The following is a 16,940-nucleotide window of genomic DNA, read 5'->3' on the forward strand; positions in this document are numbered from 1 at the left end:
AGGCATCCCTGTCGGGGTGCTGCTCCGTTGGTCCGCGGTGTGTGTGTCTGTACTTTACTTGGTGGCGAGGGGCCCGTCGCCGGGCGCCCCCGCCTGTGGAGAACACGCTCGAGAGAGCGTTACTCTCCCTTGGCCTTCGCGACGATCTCCTCGGCGACGTTCGACGGGACCTGGTTGTAGGTCTCGAAGGTCATCGAGTAGACGGCACGACCGGAGGTCTTCGAACGAAGGTCCCCGACGTAGCCGAACATCTCGGACAGCGGCACGCTCGCGCGGACCACCTTGACGCCCGAGGCGTCCTCCATCGCGGCGATGTTGCCACGACGGGAGCTCAGGTCACCGATGACGTCGCCCATGTACTCCTCGGGCGTACGGACCTCGACGGCCATGATCGGCTCGAGGATCACGGGACCGGCCTTGCGAGCCGCTTCCTTGTACGCGATCGAGCCGGCGATCTTGAACGCCATCTCGGACGAGTCGACGTCGTGCGCCGCGCCGTCCTTGAGGATGGCCTTCACACCGACCGTCGGGTACCCGGCGAGGATGCCGACCTGCATGGCGTCCTGGATTCCGGCGTCCACCGACGGGATGTACTCGCGCGGGATGCGACCACCGGTGACGGCGTTCACGAACTCGTAGACCTTCTCGGAGGTGACCTCCATGGGCTCGAGCGCGATCTGCACCTTCGCGAACTGACCGGAGCCACCGGTCTGCTTCTTGTGGGTGTAGTCGTAGCGCTCGACGACCTTCGTGAGGGTCTCGCGGTAGGCCACCTGGGGCTTGCCGACGTTGGCCTCGACGTGGAACTCACGCTTCATGCGGTCGACCAGGATGTCGAGGTGGAGCTCGCCCATGCCCTTGATCGTGGTCTGACCGGTCTCGGCGTTGAGCTCGACGCGGAACGTCGGGTCCTCTTCGGCGAGCTTCTGGATGGCCGTGGAGAGCTTCTCCTGGTCAGCCTTGGTCTTCGGCTCGATCGCGACCTCGATGACCGGCTCCGGGAACGTCATCGACTCGAGGACGACCTGGTCCTGCGGGTCGCAGAGCGTGTCGCCCGTGGTCGTGTCCTTGAGGCCGATGACCGCGTAGATGTGACCGGCGGTGACGTTGTCGACCGGGTTCTCCTTGTTGGAGTGCATCTGGAAGATCTTGCCGATGCGCTCCTTCTTGCCCTTGGTCGAGTTGATGACCTGTGCACCGGACTCGATGTGGCCGGAGTACACGCGGACGTAGGTCAGACGACCGAAGAACGGGTGCACGGCGACCTTGAAGGCCAGCGCGGAGAAGGGCTCGGAGGCCTCCGGCTTGCGGATGATCTCCTTCTCTTCGTCCTTGACGTCGTGACCGATCATCGGCGGGACGTCGAGCGGCGACGGCAGGTAGTCGATGACCGCGTCGAGCATCGGCTGGACACCACGGTTCTTGAACGCGGAACCGCAGAGGACCGGGTAGATCTCGCTGTTGACCGTGAGGGTACGGATCGCGGACTTGATCTCGGCGACGGAGAAGTCCGTGTCGCCCTCGAGGTAGCGCTCCATGAGCTCGTCGTTGGCCTCGGCTACGCGCTCGATGAGCTTCTCGCGGTACTCCGCAGCACGGTCGGCGAGGTCCGCGGGGATCTCCTCGATCTCGTACTTGGCGCCCATCTGGACGTCACCCTTCGCGTCGCCGCGCCAGGTGAGTGCACGCATCTCGACCAGGTCGACGACGCCCTCGAAGGACGACTCCGCACCGATCGGGAGCTGCAGCACGAGGGGCTCCGCGCCGAGGCGGTTCACGATCGTGTCGACGGTGAAGTAGAAGTCCGCGCCGAGCTTGTCCATCTTGTTGACGAAGCAGATGCGCGGGACGTTGTACTTGTCCGCCTGACGCCAGACGGTCTCCGACTGGGGCTCGACGCCCTCTTTCCCGTCGAACACGGCGACGGCACCGTCGAGGACGCGGAGCGAGCGCTCCACCTCGACCGTGAAGTCGACGTGACCGGGGGTGTCGATGATGTTGATCTGGTTGTTGTCCCAGAAGCAGGTCGTCGCGGCCGACGTGATCGTGATGCCGCGTTCCTGCTCCTGCGCCATCCAGTCCATCGTGGCTGCGCCGTCGTGGACTTCACCGATCTTGTGCGTGATGCCCGTGTAGAACAGGATGCGCTCGGTGGTCGTGGTCTTGCCGGCGTCGATGTGCGCCATGATGCCGATGTTGCGGACCTTGTTCAGGTCGGTGAGCACGTCCTGTGCCACAGGGTTCCTCCGGGAGAGTTGTAGGAGAGATGGCGTCCGTCAGGGCGCCGGGGTTCTTGACCACCGGCACCCTGACGATGCCGGTGACTACCAGCGGTAGTGCGCGAAGGCCTTGTTCGACTCGGCCATCTTGTGGGTGTCCTCGCGACGCTTGACAGCGGCACCGAGGCCGTTGGAGGCGTCGAGGATCTCGTTCATGAGACGCTCGGTCATCGTCTTCTCGCGACGGGCCTTGGCGTACGAGGTCAGCCAGCGGAGCGCCAGCGTGTTCGCACGGTGCGGCTTGACCTCGACCGGGACCTGGTAGGTCGAGCCACCGACGCGGCGGCTGCGGACCTCGAGGGTCGGTCGGACGTTGTCGAGCGCCTTCTTCAGCGTGACGACGGCGTCCTGGCCGTTCTTCGACGAGACACCTTCGAGCGCGTCGTAGACGATGCGCTCGGCGAGGCCCTTCTTGCCGTCGAGGAGGATCTTGTTGACGAGCTGGCTGACGATCGGTGCGCCGTAGACGGGGTCTGCGACGACGGGGCGCTTGGGGGCTGGACCCTTACGAGGCATCGGACTAACCCTTCTTCGCGCCGTAGCGGCTACGCGCCTGCTTACGGTTCTTGACGGCCTGCGTGTCGAGGGCGCCACGGATGATCTTGTAGCGCACGCCGGGGAGGTCCTTCACACGACCGCCGCGGACGAGCACCATCGAGTGCTCCTGCAGGTTGTGGCCCTCACCCGGGATGTAGGCCGTGACCTCGGTGCCGTTCGAGAGCTTCACACGAGCGACCTTGCGCAGTGCCGAGTTGGGCTTCTTGGGGGTGGTGGTGTAGACGCGGGTGCACACACCACGCTGCTGGGGGTTCGCCTTGAGTGCCGGCGCCTTGGTCTTGACGACCTTGGGCGTACGACCCTTGCGAACCAGCTGCTGAATAGTAGGCAACTGTTCTCCTGGTTCTCGCTCGTGTTCTCTGGCCGACGCGGTCCGTCAGCATCCTCGCCCACGCAGACGACCGCCGAAGTGGCAGATCGTGGTCCGGGGGCGGACTGCCCGGTCGTGGTCGAGGACCAGCCGGACTTTCAGGGCGCGCCCGAGGGCGCACACCTAGATGAGACTACCTGCGTCACCGGGTGAAATCAATCCGGGCGCGTCGCCCTGGAGGCCCGTGGTGTCGGCCGTCGGCGAACAGCGCGACCGCCGGTCGCTCCTGCTGGGCGCGGGGCGCTCCCCGGGGCCGACCCGCTCGTCGAGCCGTGGGCTGCCGGGGTGGTGACCACGGCCTCCCGGCCGGGCGTGACCCGGGGTGTCGACCAGGCGGGCCGGCCTCAGGAACCGGTGTCGGAGGAGCCGTTGCCGATGGCGGAGACGAAGGTCGCGCCGGTGTCCGAGAAGCCGGTGACGTAGCCGCTCGCGTTGACGTTGATCGGGCCGGCCGTCGCCGTGCCGGTACCGGCCGGGCCGGTGAAGGCCGCGGTGAAGGTCGCCGAGCCGAAGGACGACGTCGTGACCATCCACCCCTTGGTCAGCCACCCGTCGACCTGCACGGTGGGGCGGGTGTCGAGCGTCCACTTCTGGTTCGTGTACGTGTTCGCCGGGTTCTCGCCGTAGGCGTAGAAGCTGCAGCCGCTCGGCGCCGTCTCGGTCGAGGCGATGCAGCCGTCCACCCAGGCGTCGACCGCCGCGGTGGCGGCCTGCGTGCCGGCTGCCGTGAGGGACGCGGTCATCGAGACCGGGCTCGAGCCCGTGACGCCGAACCCGAGGACCCGGGCCGTGGCGGCCTTCGCCGAGAACCACTTGCCGCCGTCCACGGCGACGTCGTAGGTGCCCGGGAGCGCCTGCAGCGTGACCGCGCCGGAGGAGTCCGTGCGGGTCCGCTGGCCGGCGACCTCGACGGCCGTCCGCGGCGGCCCCTTGACGACCAGGTCGACCGCGCCGAGGGTCGGGGCGCGGAGCTCCCAGCGCGGGAAGACGCCCCAGTCGGTGCCGACCTGCTCGAGGGTGAACGTCGCGGGGACCCGGCGGCCGGACTGCGTGAGGTAGACGCCCACCGTCGCGGTGTCGCCGCTGCGCTCGACGCCCGCGATGCGGTACCCGGTCACGCGGCCCGATGCCGTGGCGTACGCCGCATCGGTGAGCAGCACGTCGGACTTCGTGGGGCGGATGCCGGCGTCCGCGAGCGCGTCGTCGACGTGGCCGGCGCTGAGGTCGTCGAGGAAGGCCTCGACCTGGCGCTCCGGTGCGTGGGAGGTGCTGCCGACCGAGTAGCCGACGAGACCGGCGACTGCGAGCAGCACGACGGCGGTGGACCCGGCGATGATGCCGACGAGCTGGCCGCGGCGCAGACGGCGACGGCGGGGGGCGTGGGCGTTCTGGTCGCCAGGGGCGGCCGCTGCGAGCGGGGCGTCGTGCGTGCCGCTGATGTCGGCGACCCGGGGGACGGCGGCCCAGGCGGGGTCGGGCTTGACGGTGTCGACGTGGCCGTCGGGCTGGCCGTCCTCGGGCTGGCCGGGCGCGGTCGGCTGGTCGGTCATGGATCCCCCGTCGTCACTGCCGGTTCGGTCCTCCGGCAGCATCGAGCCTACCGGCGACCGACGTCACTGCGACTGCTTGGCCTGGTGCCGCGCGAGGGCGATCCCACCGACCACGCAGAGGAGCGCGACGACGACCGAGCTCACGACGAACGGGCCGAGGGCGTACCCGGCGGGGAACACCAGGAGCTGCGTGACGTCCTGGCGGATGAGCGCGTAGCCGACCGCCCCGATGCCGAGCATGACCAGGTAGGCGGTGGCGGCCGCGACGAGTCCGGTGACACCCGGGTTGCCGTCACGGATGCCGAGCGCGGTCGCGAACAGGACGACGACCGCTCCCCCGACGACCATGGCCGGGCCGAGGTACGGGGTCGCGTCGGACTGGGCGATCACCTCGACGTTCGCGAGCAGGGACTCGAAACCCGTCACGGCGATCACGAGGGCGACGAACAGGACGGACGTCATCGTCGCCACGAGCCATCGGGACATGCAGCGATCGTAGCGTCGGGCGCTCAGGTGGTGTGCGGCTCGGTGCGGGCGAGTCCGTCTGGCGCAGGCTCCTGCTGCTGCTGCGCAGCACTCACGAGGGCGAGCGCGATGGTCGCGGTGATGACGGGGATGCTCTCGGTCATCGGGGCGGCCGGTCGCGCGTGGGTGGTCGCGGCCGGCGTCGCTGTCGCGGTCGCGGTCCCGGTCCCGGTCCCGGTCTGGAGGCTCTGGGGCACCTGCTCGTCGGCGGTCACGCCCGACTCGTGGTCACGGACGGCCGGCCCGATCACGGGCAGCACCGCCGTGGTGGCCGGTGGTTCCGTCGTCAGCTCGCGGTGGGGCTGCAGCCCGGACCGGCGGTCAGCGCGTCGCGCCCGCCCCATCCGCACCAGGACGACGACGGCCACGATCGCCCAGATGCCGTTGACGATGGTCGACGGCACGGCGTGGTGCGCGGCGACGTTGACGGCCACGGCGACACCGCCGACCAGGTTGAACAGCTGGTAGACCGGCCCGTTCGGGAGCTTGCCCGTCGAGAACAGGATGTAGCCCGACAGGACGGTGATGGCTCCGAACCATCCGAGGAACTCCACGATTCCAGACAACACGCGCGACTCCGGGCACGACGGGGAACGGCCGATTCGTGCCGGCCGTCCGAGAGGGTGGGATGCGCCGAGGACACGGCGACCAGATCATCGTAAGCAGAACGACGACCGTCGCGGAAGGGGCTCCGGCGTGGTGTGGAGGGCCCCAGTTGGAGGGCGTCCTGTGGAGGGGCGGGGTCAGCCGTTGGCGGGGGCAGCGGTCTGGGACTGCTTCGCTGCGTCGGCGGTGGCGAGGACGTAGATGGAGCCGCCGAACGTCCAGGTCGACTGGTCCGACGCCGCGCCGTCTTCGCCGCTCTTCTCGGCCGAGGCGATGCTCGTGACGAGGAACAACCGCTTGCCGTGCTGGACTCCGGCGAGGAAGGCGCGGGCCTGTTCGAAGGTCCCGTCGACCGCGACGGTCACCGGGATGACCGAGAAGTTCTGCCCGGTGATCGCACCGTTGGTCACGACGGCCGGCGCAGCCGGCGCGGACGGCACGGTCGCAGCGGGAGCCGCGGACGCTGACGGTGACGCGCTCGGTGCCGAGGACGGCGCTGCCGCGGGGACGACCGGTGCGTACGCGACGGCGTCGCTCGTCGTGTACGAGGACACCTCCATCCCGGACGCGGAGGCGATCCCGTCGAGGTCGGCGATGAAGGAGGACAGGTCGGCACCGTCCGGGACGGAGGCCGACAGCTGCTCGAGCTCCTGACGCATCGCGGGCAGCTTGGCTGCCTGCTCACGCAGGCGCGCCAGTTCGGCCCGGCTCGCGTGGTTCGTCGTCTCGACGTTCTCCGTCTGCGTCTGCGCCGCTGACGCCTGAGCGAGCTGCGGTTGGACGGCGAGGAAGAAGCCGCCGACGGCGACCACCGCCATGGCGACGACGGCGAGCAGCAGACTGAGACGGTTGCGTGACATCAGTCAGTCCTTCTTCTCGGAGTCCGCGGCGAACCGGCCGTCGAACGCCTTCTCGTCGAGGTGGATCGTGAGGTTCACCGTGTACTCGCCAGAGGCGTCGTCGCGGGTCACCGAGTTGGCCGTCGCGTCCACGAAGCCGGTCACGGTCGCGACCGCGTCGAGCCACGTCGGCACGGAGGGCAGGGCGGTGGTCTTGGCGTCGATCGTCAGCGTCGCGACGCGCTGGCCCTGCAGGGGGTCGACCGACTGCGCGTAGGCCGTGGTCGCCGAGGCCGAGTCCACCGTCACACCGCTGATCCGGACACCGGCGGGCAGCTTCGACTGCACCGATCCGAGCACGGGGGACCAGTCGATCTCAGTCGAACCGCCGACCTGCTGGGCCGCCTCGAGCAGACCTGTGGCGCTCTCCGTCGACCGGACGTCGCTGAACTGGCGCTGCTGCTGGAGCAGGCTCACCGTCTCGTTCTGCGCGGCGGCGAGCTGGGTGTCCGCGGCGCTCTTCGTCATGCCGGCACCGGCTGCGCCGAGTCCGACCGCGAGCGCGACGACCACGACACCGGCCCATGCCCGACGGACCGTCGCGCGCTGACGACGGTGGACATGCACTTCGCTCGGGAGCAGGTCCGCACGGGGAGCGGCGCCGATCACGATCTGCTGTCGACCTCGGCGTCGGCTCGACCCCGCGTCGATCTGGGCGACGGCGCCGGCCGTCCCTCTGCTGGCACGGCCCCAGCGCGCTGGCTTCCCGCCGTCGGTCGGCGGTGCGTCGATGATCTCGGTCATGCTGCTCGGCTCCCGACTGCGAGGCTCCACGCGACGGCGATGGACCCGCCGCGCTCGCGGAGGACGTCCGGCCCGATGCCGCGTCCGGCGCGAGCGGAGATGAACGGGTCACCGAGGGCGACCGGGAGACCCGAGGACTCGCCGAGGCCCTCGCGGAGCCCGGGGAGCGCGGCCCCACCGCCGACCAGCAGGATCCCGCGGACCGGCTCCTCCGGGCGGGTGTTCGCGAAGTAGTTGACGGTGTTGCGGATGCTCTGCATGAGCTCTCCGACCGCCTCCCGGGTCACGGCGACGGCCCGGACGTCGTCCGTGGTGCGGGTCACACCGGACAGGCCGAAGTGCCGCTTGACCGCCTCGGCCTCGGGCACGCCGATCTCCAGGCGGGCGGCGATCGACTTCGTCACGTCCGCTCCCCCGGTCGGGATGATCCGGACGAACTTGGGGATGCCGTCCGTCGCGATGACGACGGAGGTGGTGGTCGCGCCGCAGTCGACGATCGCGACGGTTCCCGCGCCGGCGACCCGCGGGGCCAGCACCCGCGTCAGCGCGAACGGGATCAGGTCGACGGCGACGGGGTTGAGCCCGGCGAGCTGCACCGCGTTGACGTTCGCGAGGACCGCGTCCTTGATCGCGGCGACGAGGAGTCCGTGTACGACTGGACCGCTCTCGCCGGTGCCCTCGGACGTCGGGTAGAAGTCGAGGATCGCCTCGCCGACCGGGACCGGCAGCATGTCCTGCACCTGGAACGGCAGCGACTCCCGGATCTGCGCGATGGGGGCCTTGGGCACAGTCAGGTCGCGCGAGAGCACCCGCTGGTTGCCCATGCCGAGGACGACGTCCTTGCTCCTGAACTTGCCGAGGGCCCACAGCGACCGGAGTGCGCCCGCGACGGTGTTCGCCTGGAGCACCTCGCCGTGCTTGGTCGACTCGTCAGGGGCCGCGATCTCGGCGAACCGGAGGATCGTCGGCTGCGGCTTGTCGACGTCGGCGACCTCGACGGCGCGGATGACGTCCGCGCCGATGTCGATGCCGACGATGTTCTTCGCCATGTCGTGTTCCTTCCGGGTCCGTGCTGAACGTGGGTCGGCCGTCAGGCCAGACCGAGGAGTGCGAGGTAGGCGTGCCAGACGGGTTCGCCGGCGAAGGCCCCGATCCACGCACCCAGGAGCATCCAGGGGCCGAACGGGATACCGACCCCCCGGCCGGTGCGACGCACGAGCATGAGGACGATGCCGAAGGTACCGCCGAGGAGGAAGGCTCCGAAAGCACCCACTGCGAGGGGGCCCCATCCGAGGTACGCGAGGACCAGCCCGAGTGCGCCGGCGAGCTTCACGTCGCCCATGCCCATCCCGCGCGGGACTGCGATGGCCAGCAACAGGTAGACACCACCGAGCACGGCGAGCCCCCCGACGCCCCGGACCAGTGCTGCCCAGTCACCCGTCAGCACGCTCGCACCAGCCAGCAGGACGCCCAGGACCGGGTACATCGGGAGCACGATCGCGTTCGGCAGCCGCTGCGTCTCGAGGTCGATCAGGGTGAGCGCGACGCTGACGGCTGCCAGGTAGAGGAGCGCGAGCAGGAGCACGGTCTGTCCTGCCGACGTCGCACCGTCGACAGCGCCGTCCGGCAGGAACCGCAGGGCGACCACCACGAAGAAGGCGGCGGTGCCGAGCTCCACGAGGGGGTACCGGACGGAGATCGGCGCCGCGCAGTCTCGGCAGCGACCGCGGAGGAGCAGCCAGGAGAGCACGGGCACGTTGTCCACCCGGCGGATGCTGCTGCCGCACTTCGGGCAGGACGACGCGGGGGCGACGACCGACAGCCCAGCGGGGACCCGGTGCACGACGACGTTGAGGAACGAGCCGATCGCCAGGCCCAGCACACCACCGAGACCGAGGACCATCGCCGCGAGGGGCATCAGCGACGCGGTCACGGGACCGGCGCTCCGTTCACGTCGTACGCCGTCTTCGACTCCACCTGGCTGGCGACGCGGTACGTGGTCACCGTCGGCTGCGGGAACTTCGGCGGCGTGTACGTCGCCAGGCTGGAGTCGAACCGGTAGTTCTTGTCGAAGCCCTGACCGCTGGCGAGACCGACCGCACCGCGGAAGTTCTGGGCGATCGAGCCGCTGACCGTCAGCGTCCCGCGCCCGGCCGTCGAGCCCCTCGTCCAGTTCTGGACGACGAAGGTGCCGAGGTTCGACAGGATCGCCGCGTTCACCTCGCGGTTGGCGGGCAGGATCGGGTTGCCGGCCGAGTTCACCGGGTTCCACACCCAGACCGCGCGCTGGCCGATGAGCCCCAGCACGGTGGAGGGAGTCCGGGTGGACGGGTACTTGACGTCCCCGGTGACGTAGAGGTAGTTCTCCGCGGCGACGGTCACGGCCTTGTCGACGGTCCCCTGGACGAAGGCGTCACCGCGGTCGCAGCCGTACGGCGTGACGACGTTGGCGCCGGCTCCGGCCGTCGGGTCGGCCTCGGACGTCGTCGAGGAGTTCCCGACGAAGGGGTACCCGACCCCGTTCGCCTTCGAGCTGGTCCACTGGCTGGCCGTCCCCGCGGTGTCGCAGGCCGTCGGGAGGGTCTTCGTCTCGGCGTTGCCCTTCCAGTAGTTCGGGTCCTGGGTCGTCCCGGCGGCCCGCGCCGCTGGTTCGTTCTGCACGAAGACCATGTTGTTCTTCGGGATCGGGACCGTTGCCCCGGACCCGCTCCGGAGGTCGGCGAGTCGGCCGCACTTGTCCGGCTGCGACGGCGCTCCGGTGATCACCGCACCAGGTGTCGCCGTCGCTCCGGTCACGTTGCTCCGGATCGTCAACGGGGACAGGACCGTCATGGTGCCGTTGCCGTTGAAGGTGATCTTCGTCGGGCCGGTGTACAGGCACCCGGTGCCCTCGACGGTGTCCGTGGTCGCCGGCAGGTCGGACCGCATCGAGTCGCGCAGGTCCCCGATCGTCGACGGCGGCGTGAGCGTCGAGACGGTCGTCGGGTTCGAGGCGAACTTCGCGGCGGCGGTCCCACAGTTCGCACTCGTCCAGCCGTAGACGCTCTGGAAGGTGCTCTTGAACGTCGCACCGCAGGCCTTGATCTGGTCGTTCGACCGCACCGGCCCCTCGAGCGTGTCGTTCTGCCCGAACTGGATCTGGTCGCAGGTCGTGCTCGTCGCCGCGGGGCGGTACGCACTCGTGCAGGGCGCGGTGAACGTGCCCTTCTCGTTCGTGACGGTCGGGTCCCCGGACTCGTAGTTCGTGAAGTAGAGGTAGTTGGAGAAGCCGTCCGGACGCACGTTCGCGACCACGGTCCTGGTCGTGTTGCCGGCGCGGCCCGTCGACTGCAGGCGGATGACGCCCTGGGACGAGAGCTTGCTGTTGTCCACCGCGTACCGGAAGGACGCGTCGCTGGCCGAACCGTCCGCCGTGGGCACGGTCACCCACGCGGTACCCGACTGGTAGTTGAACGCCGGGTTCCCGCCGGTGCCCTTCGGGAAGCTGCTGGTGCCGCTGGCGACACTGAACGGCGCGTTCGCCTGGCCGTAGGTGCCGTACGTGTTGTCGGCGTTGAGGCGCGACTGGTAGTCGGCGACACCCGCGTAGGCCGCGGCGATCGCACGGTTCCACGCCGTGTCGGTGGAGGTGACGCGCGCACCGCTCGTCGCCACCGCGACCATCGTCGCGACGAGGAGCATCACGACCATGCCGATGAGGACGACCACGGCCAACGCGACGCCACGCTCGTCGTCGCGCGCGCGGATCGTCCGGAGGAGACGGATCACGAGGAGGCTCCCATCACGATGTTCGGCATGCTGGCCGTGTTGGTCAGGGACACGGCGTTCGGGTCCGTCGCGTTCGCGCCGATGGTGACGCTGACGTCGACTGCTCGGATGTCCGGGAGGTCGACGGCCGCGACCGGCGCCGTCGACGAACCGAGCGGGGTGTCAGCCGCGTCCGAGAACGCGAAGAGGGACGTGCTCGTCACGGACGTCGCCAGGGTGCGGGTCGAGCTCGGTGCCGCGGACAGCAGCGACCCGGTCGCCAGCGGGAACGAGTAGTACGAGGAGTTCCCGGCGACCGCCGTGCCGTACCACTTGGTCTCGGTGATCACCTTGCGGGTCGTGTCCAGGGTCAGCTGGACCTCGACCGCCTTCGACAGGCTGGAGTCGAGGTTGACGTAGGCGAAGAACCGGACCGAGGTGGCGCTCGCGTACTGGAACGCGAACTGCGAGTCGTCGCCGGTGGGGACCGGGTTGTCCGTCGCCGCCCGCAGGTTGCGGCCGACCTCGTTCATCACGATCGCGGCGACACGGGTGTTGGCGCTGACGGAACTCGCGACCTTCGCTGCCTTCTGCGAGGAGACCAGGAACGACCCCGCCACCGTCAGGATCAGGACCGAGAGCGACATCGCGATGATGAGCTCGGACAACGTGAGGCCGCGTTCCTCGCCCCGGGCCCGCGCCAGGAGGCGCTGCAGTCGTGTCATCACGGTGTCGGCACCGTCCTCGGGTCGAGCGTGACGACGTTGCCGTTCACGGAGGTGTTGACGTTCAGGACACCGGGCGTCGCGCCCACGGTCTGGCTGTTCGAGCTGAGCAGTCCGCCGAGCGCGGTGCTCCCCCGGAGCGTCCACGAGCCGTACGGCAGCGCGATGGTTGTCGGCGTCAGGCTGTTCAGCCCGGTGAACGAGTACGTCGTCGCCGGGGAGCACCCGGGGTCCCCCGCCGACGGGCTCGTGTTCTTGACCGTCGCCACCAGCACGGTGTCGAGGCCGCTCAGCTTCACGTCGACGATGCCCATGGGCGCGCGGGCAGTGGCCGCGGTCGCGCTCGTCGGGTTGAAGCCCGGTGTCCCGAGCGACGTGTTCGAGTCGGTGAAGACGAACGGCGACACGACGAGCTTGCTCGCGGTGGGCGTGCTCCACGCGGTCGGGTCGACGTCGGTGCAGGTCGAGGTGTAGCTCCCGGCGACGACGTTCCAGCCGTCGGAGTACGGGAACAGCGTCGTGGAGGTCGTGGAGATCGTCTTGACCGCGCTGGCGTTCTGGAAGCTCGTGGTCATGGACGTCGGGAGCTTCACCGCCTTGCCGTTCGCGTTCAGCGGCGCTCCGACCGTGACGTTGATGCCCTGGTCGTACGTGAAGGTCTTGTTGCCGACACCGCCGGTGGTGGTCGTCACGTCGAAGTACGGTGCCGGCGCCCCGTCGGGGTCGATGTTGCCGGCCTTCGTGATCGTGATCCGGTAGGTACCCGGCGTGACACCGAGGGCGTAGCTGCACCCGTTGGCATCGGTCGCCGCCGGCTGGGCCGGGAGGCTCTTGGCACCGTCCGCGCGGGCGGTGATCGCGACGTTGACGCCCTGGTTCGGCCCGCCGGTGGCGGTCTGCACGCCGACGACGATGGTCGAGGCGGTCGCGCTCGAGACTGCCGAGGACGGGGCGATGAGCGAGTCGATGACGACGCGCTTCTGCTTCGGGGAGGAGTGGCTCGACCACGACACCGTGACGGCCACGCGCTTGTAGGCGAGCACCCCGCTGCCGGCACCACAGGAGTTGTCGGTGCCGTCGGAGTTGATCCAGTTGGTGGTGCGCTTGATCGTGTAGTTCTGGGCGCCGATCGCCTGCTGGGACGTGTCGTCGTCGAGCGTGAACACGTCCTTGGTGCTGCGCGCCGCGTCGAGGGCTTGATTCGCGAGGTTCAGCGCGGCTTCACGGGAGCGGTTGTCCTGAGTCAGGAACAGCGTCGACGCGATGCCCATCGCGACACCGGCGGCGATGATCGCGAAGATGGTCATCGCGACCATGACCTCGATGATCGAGAAGCCCTCGTCGGACTCCCGTGCCGCCCGGAGACGACGTGCGACTGCGGTGATCACGCGCTGCTCCTCTCGGTCGTGCCCGTGCGGTGCTGGTGTGCGGACGGGGCGGATCGATGACTCGACCCGCCCCGTCCGCCGTCAGGATGACTACGACGCGGTGGCTGCGGTGAACACACCCGCGGAGCAGGTGCCCTTGGCGGCGCCACTGGTGTCGGTGATGCCGAAGTTCGTGCCCGACTTGCTCTTGGCCTGGATGCAGAACGCCTTGCCGTCCGCCGTCGCCGTGTAGGTGAGCGTGTCGGAGCTGTTGCTCGTCGCGCCAGCCGGCTTGTACTTGTTGTCGCCGAAGTTCGGCGGGGTGGTCGGGAACGTCGCCGTGTTGTCCTGGGTCTGCACCGCGATGATCGCCGTCTTCGTGTTGGACAGGTCCGACTGCGCGCCCGAGTCCTTCGCGTTGTTCTGGATGCCGAGGTACACCGGGATGGCGATCGCGGCGAGGATGCCGATGATGATCACGACGACCAGGAGCTCGATCAGGGTGAAGCCCTTGTCGTTGTTCTCGACGAGGCCGTTGCGGCGAGCGTTCAGCTTGCCCATGAGAGCGGAGTACATGTGCTCTTCCATTCTTTCGGGAATGATTTCGGAAAGGGTTCGGGGGCTAGCTCTGCCGCCGGTGTCGAGCGTATTCACGCCGGTTTCCGGGCATAATCCCGAGAACGGGGGGCACCGCGGTGTGAAATGCCCCCAGTACCGGGGGTGACGACGAAGCGGACCACCCCCGCCAGGGGGTGGTCCGCCGTGAGGGGTCCTCGTTACTTGATCAGCGTGGAGATCTGGAAGATCGGCAGGTAGAGCGCGACGATCATGCCACCGACGACCACGCCGAGGAACGCGATGAGCAGCGGCTCGATGAGTGACGTCAGTGCTTCGGTGGTGGATTCCACTTCATTGTCGTAGAACGTCGCGATGCGTTCCAACATCAATTCCATGGAACCCGCGTCTTCACCGACGGCGATCATCTGCGAGACCATTGTCGGGAACACCGTTTCGCGTTCCAGTGGAGCGGCGATCGATTCACCTTTCCGGACGGATTCGGAAACGCGGTTCAGCGCTTTCTCGACGACGAAGTTGTTCGACACCTGACCGGCGATGCTCAGCGCCTCGAGGATGGGCACGCCGGCGCCGATCATGTTCGACAGGTTCCGGGAGAACCGGGCCATCACGATCTTGCGGTTGAGCTGCCCGAACACCGGGAGCTTCAGCTTGAGCGGGTCGACGAACGCCCGGACCCGGTCGGTGTTCTTGTTCGCGCGCCACCAGAACCACCCGAGGATGATCGCCACGGCGAGGACCGGCCCGACGTAGACCATCGCGTGCGAGAGGTAGACGAGCATCATCGTCGGCAGCGGGAGCTTGCCGCCGAGGCTGGAGAACATGTCCTGGAAGATCGGGACGATGAACACCAGCATGATGACGACCGCGGCGAGCGACATGCACAGCACGACGACCGGGTAGGTCATCGCGGACTTGATGGTCGAGCGGAGCTTGTGCTCCTTCTCGAAGTTGGTGGCGATGGAGTCCATGGCCTGGTCCAGGAAGCCGCCCGTCTCCCCGGCCCGGATCATGTTGATCATGATCGGCGGGAAGTCGACCGGGTACTTCGACACCGCGTCCGAGAAGGAGACACCGTGCTCCACCTCGTCGCGGACCTTCGACAGAACGCCCTTGAGCTTCTTGTTGTCCGTCTGGTCGGTGAGGATCGTCAGCGCCCGCAGCAGCGACAGCCCCGACGACAGCATCGTCGACGCCTGCCGCGCCATGATCGCCAGGTCCTTGAGCCCGACGCCCTTCTCGAACCCCGGGATCTTGATCTCGGTCTGCAGCCCGGAGCCGACCTTGGCCTCGCTGATGTCGATCGGCGAGACGCCCATCCCACGGAGCCGGGCGACGACGGCACCCTCGGACGCGGCGTCGAGCCGCCCCTTCACGAGCTTGCCGGCGACGTCCCGCCCGCGGTAGTCGAACGCAAGTGACATCAGTGGCCTCCGGAGAACTTGTCGCCGAAGTCGATCTCGCTCGCGGCGATGGCCGCGGCGGACGAGTCGGACGGGGACTCGACGCGCTGGACGAGCCGGTCGAAGCCGTCGTCGTCGTGGACCTTCTCCATCGCCGCGGCGCGGGTGACGGTGCCGACGTTGACGAGCTCGGCGAGGTCCTGGTCCATGGTGTGCATGCCCGCGTCACGGCCGGCCTGCATGGAAGAGGTGATCTGGTAGGTCTTGCCCTCGCGCACGAGGTTGGCGATGGCGGGGGTGGTCTTCATGATCTCCGTGGCGACGACTCGGCCGGAGCCGTTGGCCTTCGGCACGAGCGTCTGGCAGACCACGCCTTCGAGCGTGGAGGCCAGCTGTGTCCGGATCTGTCCCTGCTGGTGCGGCGGGAACACGTCGATGATGCGGTCGATCGTGCCGGGAGCGCTCTGCGTGTGCAGGGTCGCGAACACCAGGTGCCCCGTCTCGGCTGCGGTCAGCGCGACGGAGATCGTCTCGAGGTCGCGGAGCTCGCCGATCAGGATCACGTCGGGGTCCTGCCGCAGCACGTGCTTGAGGGCGGCGGCGAACGAGTGGGTGTCCGCGCCGACCTCGCGCTGGTTGATGATCGCCTTCTTGTGGTCGTGCATGAACTCGATCGGGTCCTCGACCGTCACGATGTGGTCCGCACGGGTCTCGTTGACCAGGTCGATGAGCGCGGCGAGGGTGGTCGACTTGCCGGACCCGGTGGGACCGGTCACGAGCACGAGCCCGCGGGGCAGCTTCGCGAACTCGGACACGTGTGCCGGGATGCCCAGCTGCTTGAGCGTCTTGATCTTGGTGGGGATGATGCGGAAGGCCGCGCCCCAGTTGCCACGCTGCTGGTAGTAGTTCACGCGGAAGCGGTACTCCGGCGACAGCGAGTAGGCGAAGTCGAGCTCCTGGTCCTGGTCGAACTGGGCGGCCTGCTCGGCGGACAGCAGCGTCTTCAGCGCCGCGACCACCTTGTTCCGCGCCCACGGCCCACCGGGGACGGCGGGACGGAGGGAGCCGTCGACGCGTACGGTCGGTGCGGCGTCGGCGGTGAGGTGGAGGTCCGATGCCCCCTGGTAGACGACCTGCGCGAGCGCGGTCAGCAGGTCTGGGTCGGCGACCTCGCGCGCGTGGTGGGTGAAGTGGATCTCCGAGGTGTCCGAGCCGGGCAGGACCTGGAGGCTCGTGGTCGGCTGCGCAGGGACGACCGGCAGGTGCTGGGTCACCGCGTCCGGGTAACCGTAGCTGGCCGTCGACGGCGGGACGGCGGCCGGCGGGGTGGCCGGGGCGGCGTGGGGCTGCGCCACCGGCACGGCGACCGGGGACCCGGACGGCGCAGGCCATCCGGCGACGTCGTCACCGAGGTCGTACACGGGGATGTCCACCACCGGCTGGGCCGGGGTGACGGTCGGCTGCGTGCCGGTCTGTGCCAACCGGGCAGCGCGGCGCGAGCCGATCTCGTGGCCCGGGCGCCCAGGGTGCCAACCGGCGACGGGCTCGTCGCCGGCGGTGGTGATGTCGTACACGGAGTCGCTCATGATGA

The 16,940-nt window shown here is 69.0% G+C and carries 16 protein-coding genes; all 16 read right to left on the reverse strand.

Annotated features, from left to right (window positions below; translation table 11 throughout):
* Positions 1 to 119 precede the first annotated feature (119 nt).
* The gene (gene fusA / locus ITJ68_RS00170) at positions 120 to 2,237 is read right to left on the reverse strand and encodes an elongation factor G (protein ID WP_071276772.1); all 2,118 of its coding nucleotides are present in this window, start codon (positions 2,235 to 2,237) and stop codon (positions 120 to 122) included.
* A gap of 87 nt (positions 2,238 to 2,324) precedes the next feature.
* Positions 2,325 to 2,795, reverse strand: coding sequence for a 30S ribosomal protein S7 (rpsG, locus tag ITJ68_RS00175; protein WP_144760634.1), 471 nt, complete (start codon positions 2,793 to 2,795; stop codon positions 2,325 to 2,327).
* Positions 2,796 to 2,799: 4 nt separating this feature from the next.
* Positions 2,800 to 3,168 carry a 30S ribosomal protein S12 gene (gene rpsL, locus ITJ68_RS00180; RefSeq protein WP_058728453.1) on the reverse strand — a complete coding sequence of 123 codons (369 nt, stop codon included), beginning with the start codon at positions 3,166 to 3,168 and terminating at the stop codon, positions 2,800 to 2,802.
* Positions 3,169 to 3,551: 383 nt separating this feature from the next.
* Positions 3,552 to 4,757, reverse strand: a complete 1,206-nt coding sequence (locus ITJ68_RS00185; protein WP_194659361.1) for a hypothetical protein — start codon at positions 4,755 to 4,757, stop codon at positions 3,552 to 3,554.
* A 63-nt stretch (positions 4,758 to 4,820) separates the two neighbouring features.
* Complete coding sequence (locus ITJ68_RS00190; RefSeq protein WP_194659362.1) at positions 4,821 to 5,243, reverse strand: DUF6121 family protein; 423 nt, start codon at positions 5,241 to 5,243, stop codon at positions 4,821 to 4,823.
* Positions 5,244 to 5,266: 23 nt separating this feature from the next.
* Positions 5,267 to 5,836, reverse strand: a complete 570-nt coding sequence (locus ITJ68_RS00195; RefSeq protein WP_194659363.1) for a CBU_0592 family membrane protein — start codon at positions 5,834 to 5,836, stop codon at positions 5,267 to 5,269.
* Between the two features lie 189 nt (positions 5,837 to 6,025).
* Positions 6,026 to 6,748: a hypothetical protein gene (locus ITJ68_RS00200; RefSeq protein WP_194659364.1), complete on the reverse strand. Its 723-nt coding sequence runs from the start codon at positions 6,746 to 6,748 to the stop codon at positions 6,026 to 6,028.
* A gap of 3 nt (positions 6,749 to 6,751) precedes the next feature.
* Positions 6,752 to 7,531, reverse strand: a complete 780-nt coding sequence (locus ITJ68_RS00205; RefSeq protein WP_194659365.1) for a hypothetical protein — start codon at positions 7,529 to 7,531, stop codon at positions 6,752 to 6,754.
* Entirely contained in the window at positions 7,528 to 8,580 is a 1,053-nt protein-coding gene (gene pilM, locus ITJ68_RS00210) for a type IV pilus assembly protein PilM (protein ID WP_194659366.1), read from the reverse strand. Before pilM ends, ITJ68_RS00205 begins: the two co-directional genes overlap by 4 nt.
* Positions 8,581 to 8,621: 41 nt before the next feature.
* Positions 8,622 to 9,464, reverse strand: coding sequence for a prepilin peptidase (locus ITJ68_RS00215; RefSeq protein ID WP_416354623.1), 843 nt, complete (start codon positions 9,462 to 9,464; stop codon positions 8,622 to 8,624).
* Positions 9,461 to 11,299 (reverse strand): hypothetical protein, encoded by a 1,839-nt coding sequence (locus tag ITJ68_RS00220; protein WP_194659367.1) that lies wholly within the window; start codon positions 11,297 to 11,299, stop codon positions 9,461 to 9,463. The genes ITJ68_RS00215 and ITJ68_RS00220 overlap by 4 nt, the downstream gene beginning before the upstream one ends.
* Positions 11,296 to 12,003 (reverse strand): hypothetical protein, encoded by a 708-nt coding sequence (locus ITJ68_RS00225; protein ID WP_194659368.1) that lies wholly within the window; start codon positions 12,001 to 12,003, stop codon positions 11,296 to 11,298. Before ITJ68_RS00225 ends, ITJ68_RS00220 begins: the two co-directional genes overlap by 4 nt.
* A complete protein-coding gene (locus tag ITJ68_RS00230; protein ID WP_194659369.1) occupies positions 12,003 to 13,391 on the reverse strand; it encodes a type IV pilus modification PilV family protein in 1,389 nt (462 codons plus the stop codon). Before ITJ68_RS00230 ends, ITJ68_RS00225 begins: the two co-directional genes overlap by 1 nt.
* 90 nt (positions 13,392 to 13,481) lie before the next feature.
* Positions 13,482 to 13,946 (reverse strand): prepilin-type N-terminal cleavage/methylation domain-containing protein, encoded by a 465-nt coding sequence (locus ITJ68_RS19430; protein ID WP_194659370.1) that lies wholly within the window; start codon positions 13,944 to 13,946, stop codon positions 13,482 to 13,484.
* A gap of 200 nt (positions 13,947 to 14,146) precedes the next feature.
* The gene (locus tag ITJ68_RS00240; protein ID WP_194659371.1) at positions 14,147 to 15,370 is read right to left on the reverse strand and encodes a type II secretion system F family protein; all 1,224 of its coding nucleotides are present in this window, start codon (positions 15,368 to 15,370) and stop codon (positions 14,147 to 14,149) included.
* The gene (locus ITJ68_RS00245) at positions 15,370 to 16,935 is read right to left on the reverse strand and encodes a type IV pilus twitching motility protein PilT (RefSeq protein WP_194659372.1); all 1,566 of its coding nucleotides are present in this window, start codon (positions 16,933 to 16,935) and stop codon (positions 15,370 to 15,372) included. The genes ITJ68_RS00240 and ITJ68_RS00245 overlap by 1 nt, the downstream gene beginning before the upstream one ends.
* Positions 16,936 to 16,940 lie beyond the last annotated feature (5 nt).

It is taken from the genome of Curtobacterium sp. VKM Ac-1395 (assembly GCF_015350975.1).
Lineage (GTDB): Bacteria > Actinomycetota > Actinomycetes > Actinomycetales > Microbacteriaceae > Curtobacterium.

What these genes read in the sequence shown, in the direction of transcription:
- ITJ68_RS00225 (WP_194659368.1), bottom strand. Translation starts at nt 12,003, where the DNA reads ATGACACGACTGCAGCGCCTCCTGGCGCGGGCCCGGGGCGAGGAACGC.
- ITJ68_RS00200 (WP_194659364.1), bottom strand. Translation starts at nt 6,748, where the DNA reads ATGTCACGCAACCGTCTCAGTCTGCTGCTCGCCGTCGTCGCCATGGCG.
- ITJ68_RS00205 (WP_194659365.1), bottom strand. Translation starts at nt 7,531, where the DNA reads ATGACCGAGATCATCGACGCACCGCCGACCGACGGCGGGAAGCCAGCG.
- rpsG (WP_144760634.1), bottom strand. Translation starts at nt 2,795, where the DNA reads ATGCCTCGTAAGGGTCCAGCCCCCAAGCGCCCCGTCGTCGCAGACCCC.
- ITJ68_RS00185 (WP_194659361.1), bottom strand. Translation starts at nt 4,757, where the DNA reads ATGACCGACCAGCCGACCGCGCCCGGCCAGCCCGAGGACGGCCAGCCC.
- ITJ68_RS00190 (WP_194659362.1), bottom strand. Translation starts at nt 5,243, where the DNA reads ATGTCCCGATGGCTCGTGGCGACGATGACGTCCGTCCTGTTCGTCGCC.
- ITJ68_RS00240 (WP_194659371.1), bottom strand. Translation starts at nt 15,370, where the DNA reads ATGTCACTTGCGTTCGACTACCGCGGGCGGGACGTCGCCGGCAAGCTC.
- pilM (WP_194659366.1), bottom strand. Translation starts at nt 8,580, where the DNA reads ATGGCGAAGAACATCGTCGGCATCGACATCGGCGCGGACGTCATCCGC.
- ITJ68_RS00245 (WP_194659372.1), bottom strand. Translation starts at nt 16,935, where the DNA reads ATGAGCGACTCCGTGTACGACATCACCACCGCCGGCGACGAGCCCGTC.
- ITJ68_RS19430 (WP_194659370.1), bottom strand. Translation starts at nt 13,946, where the DNA reads ATGTACTCCGCTCTCATGGGCAAGCTGAACGCTCGCCGCAACGGCCTC.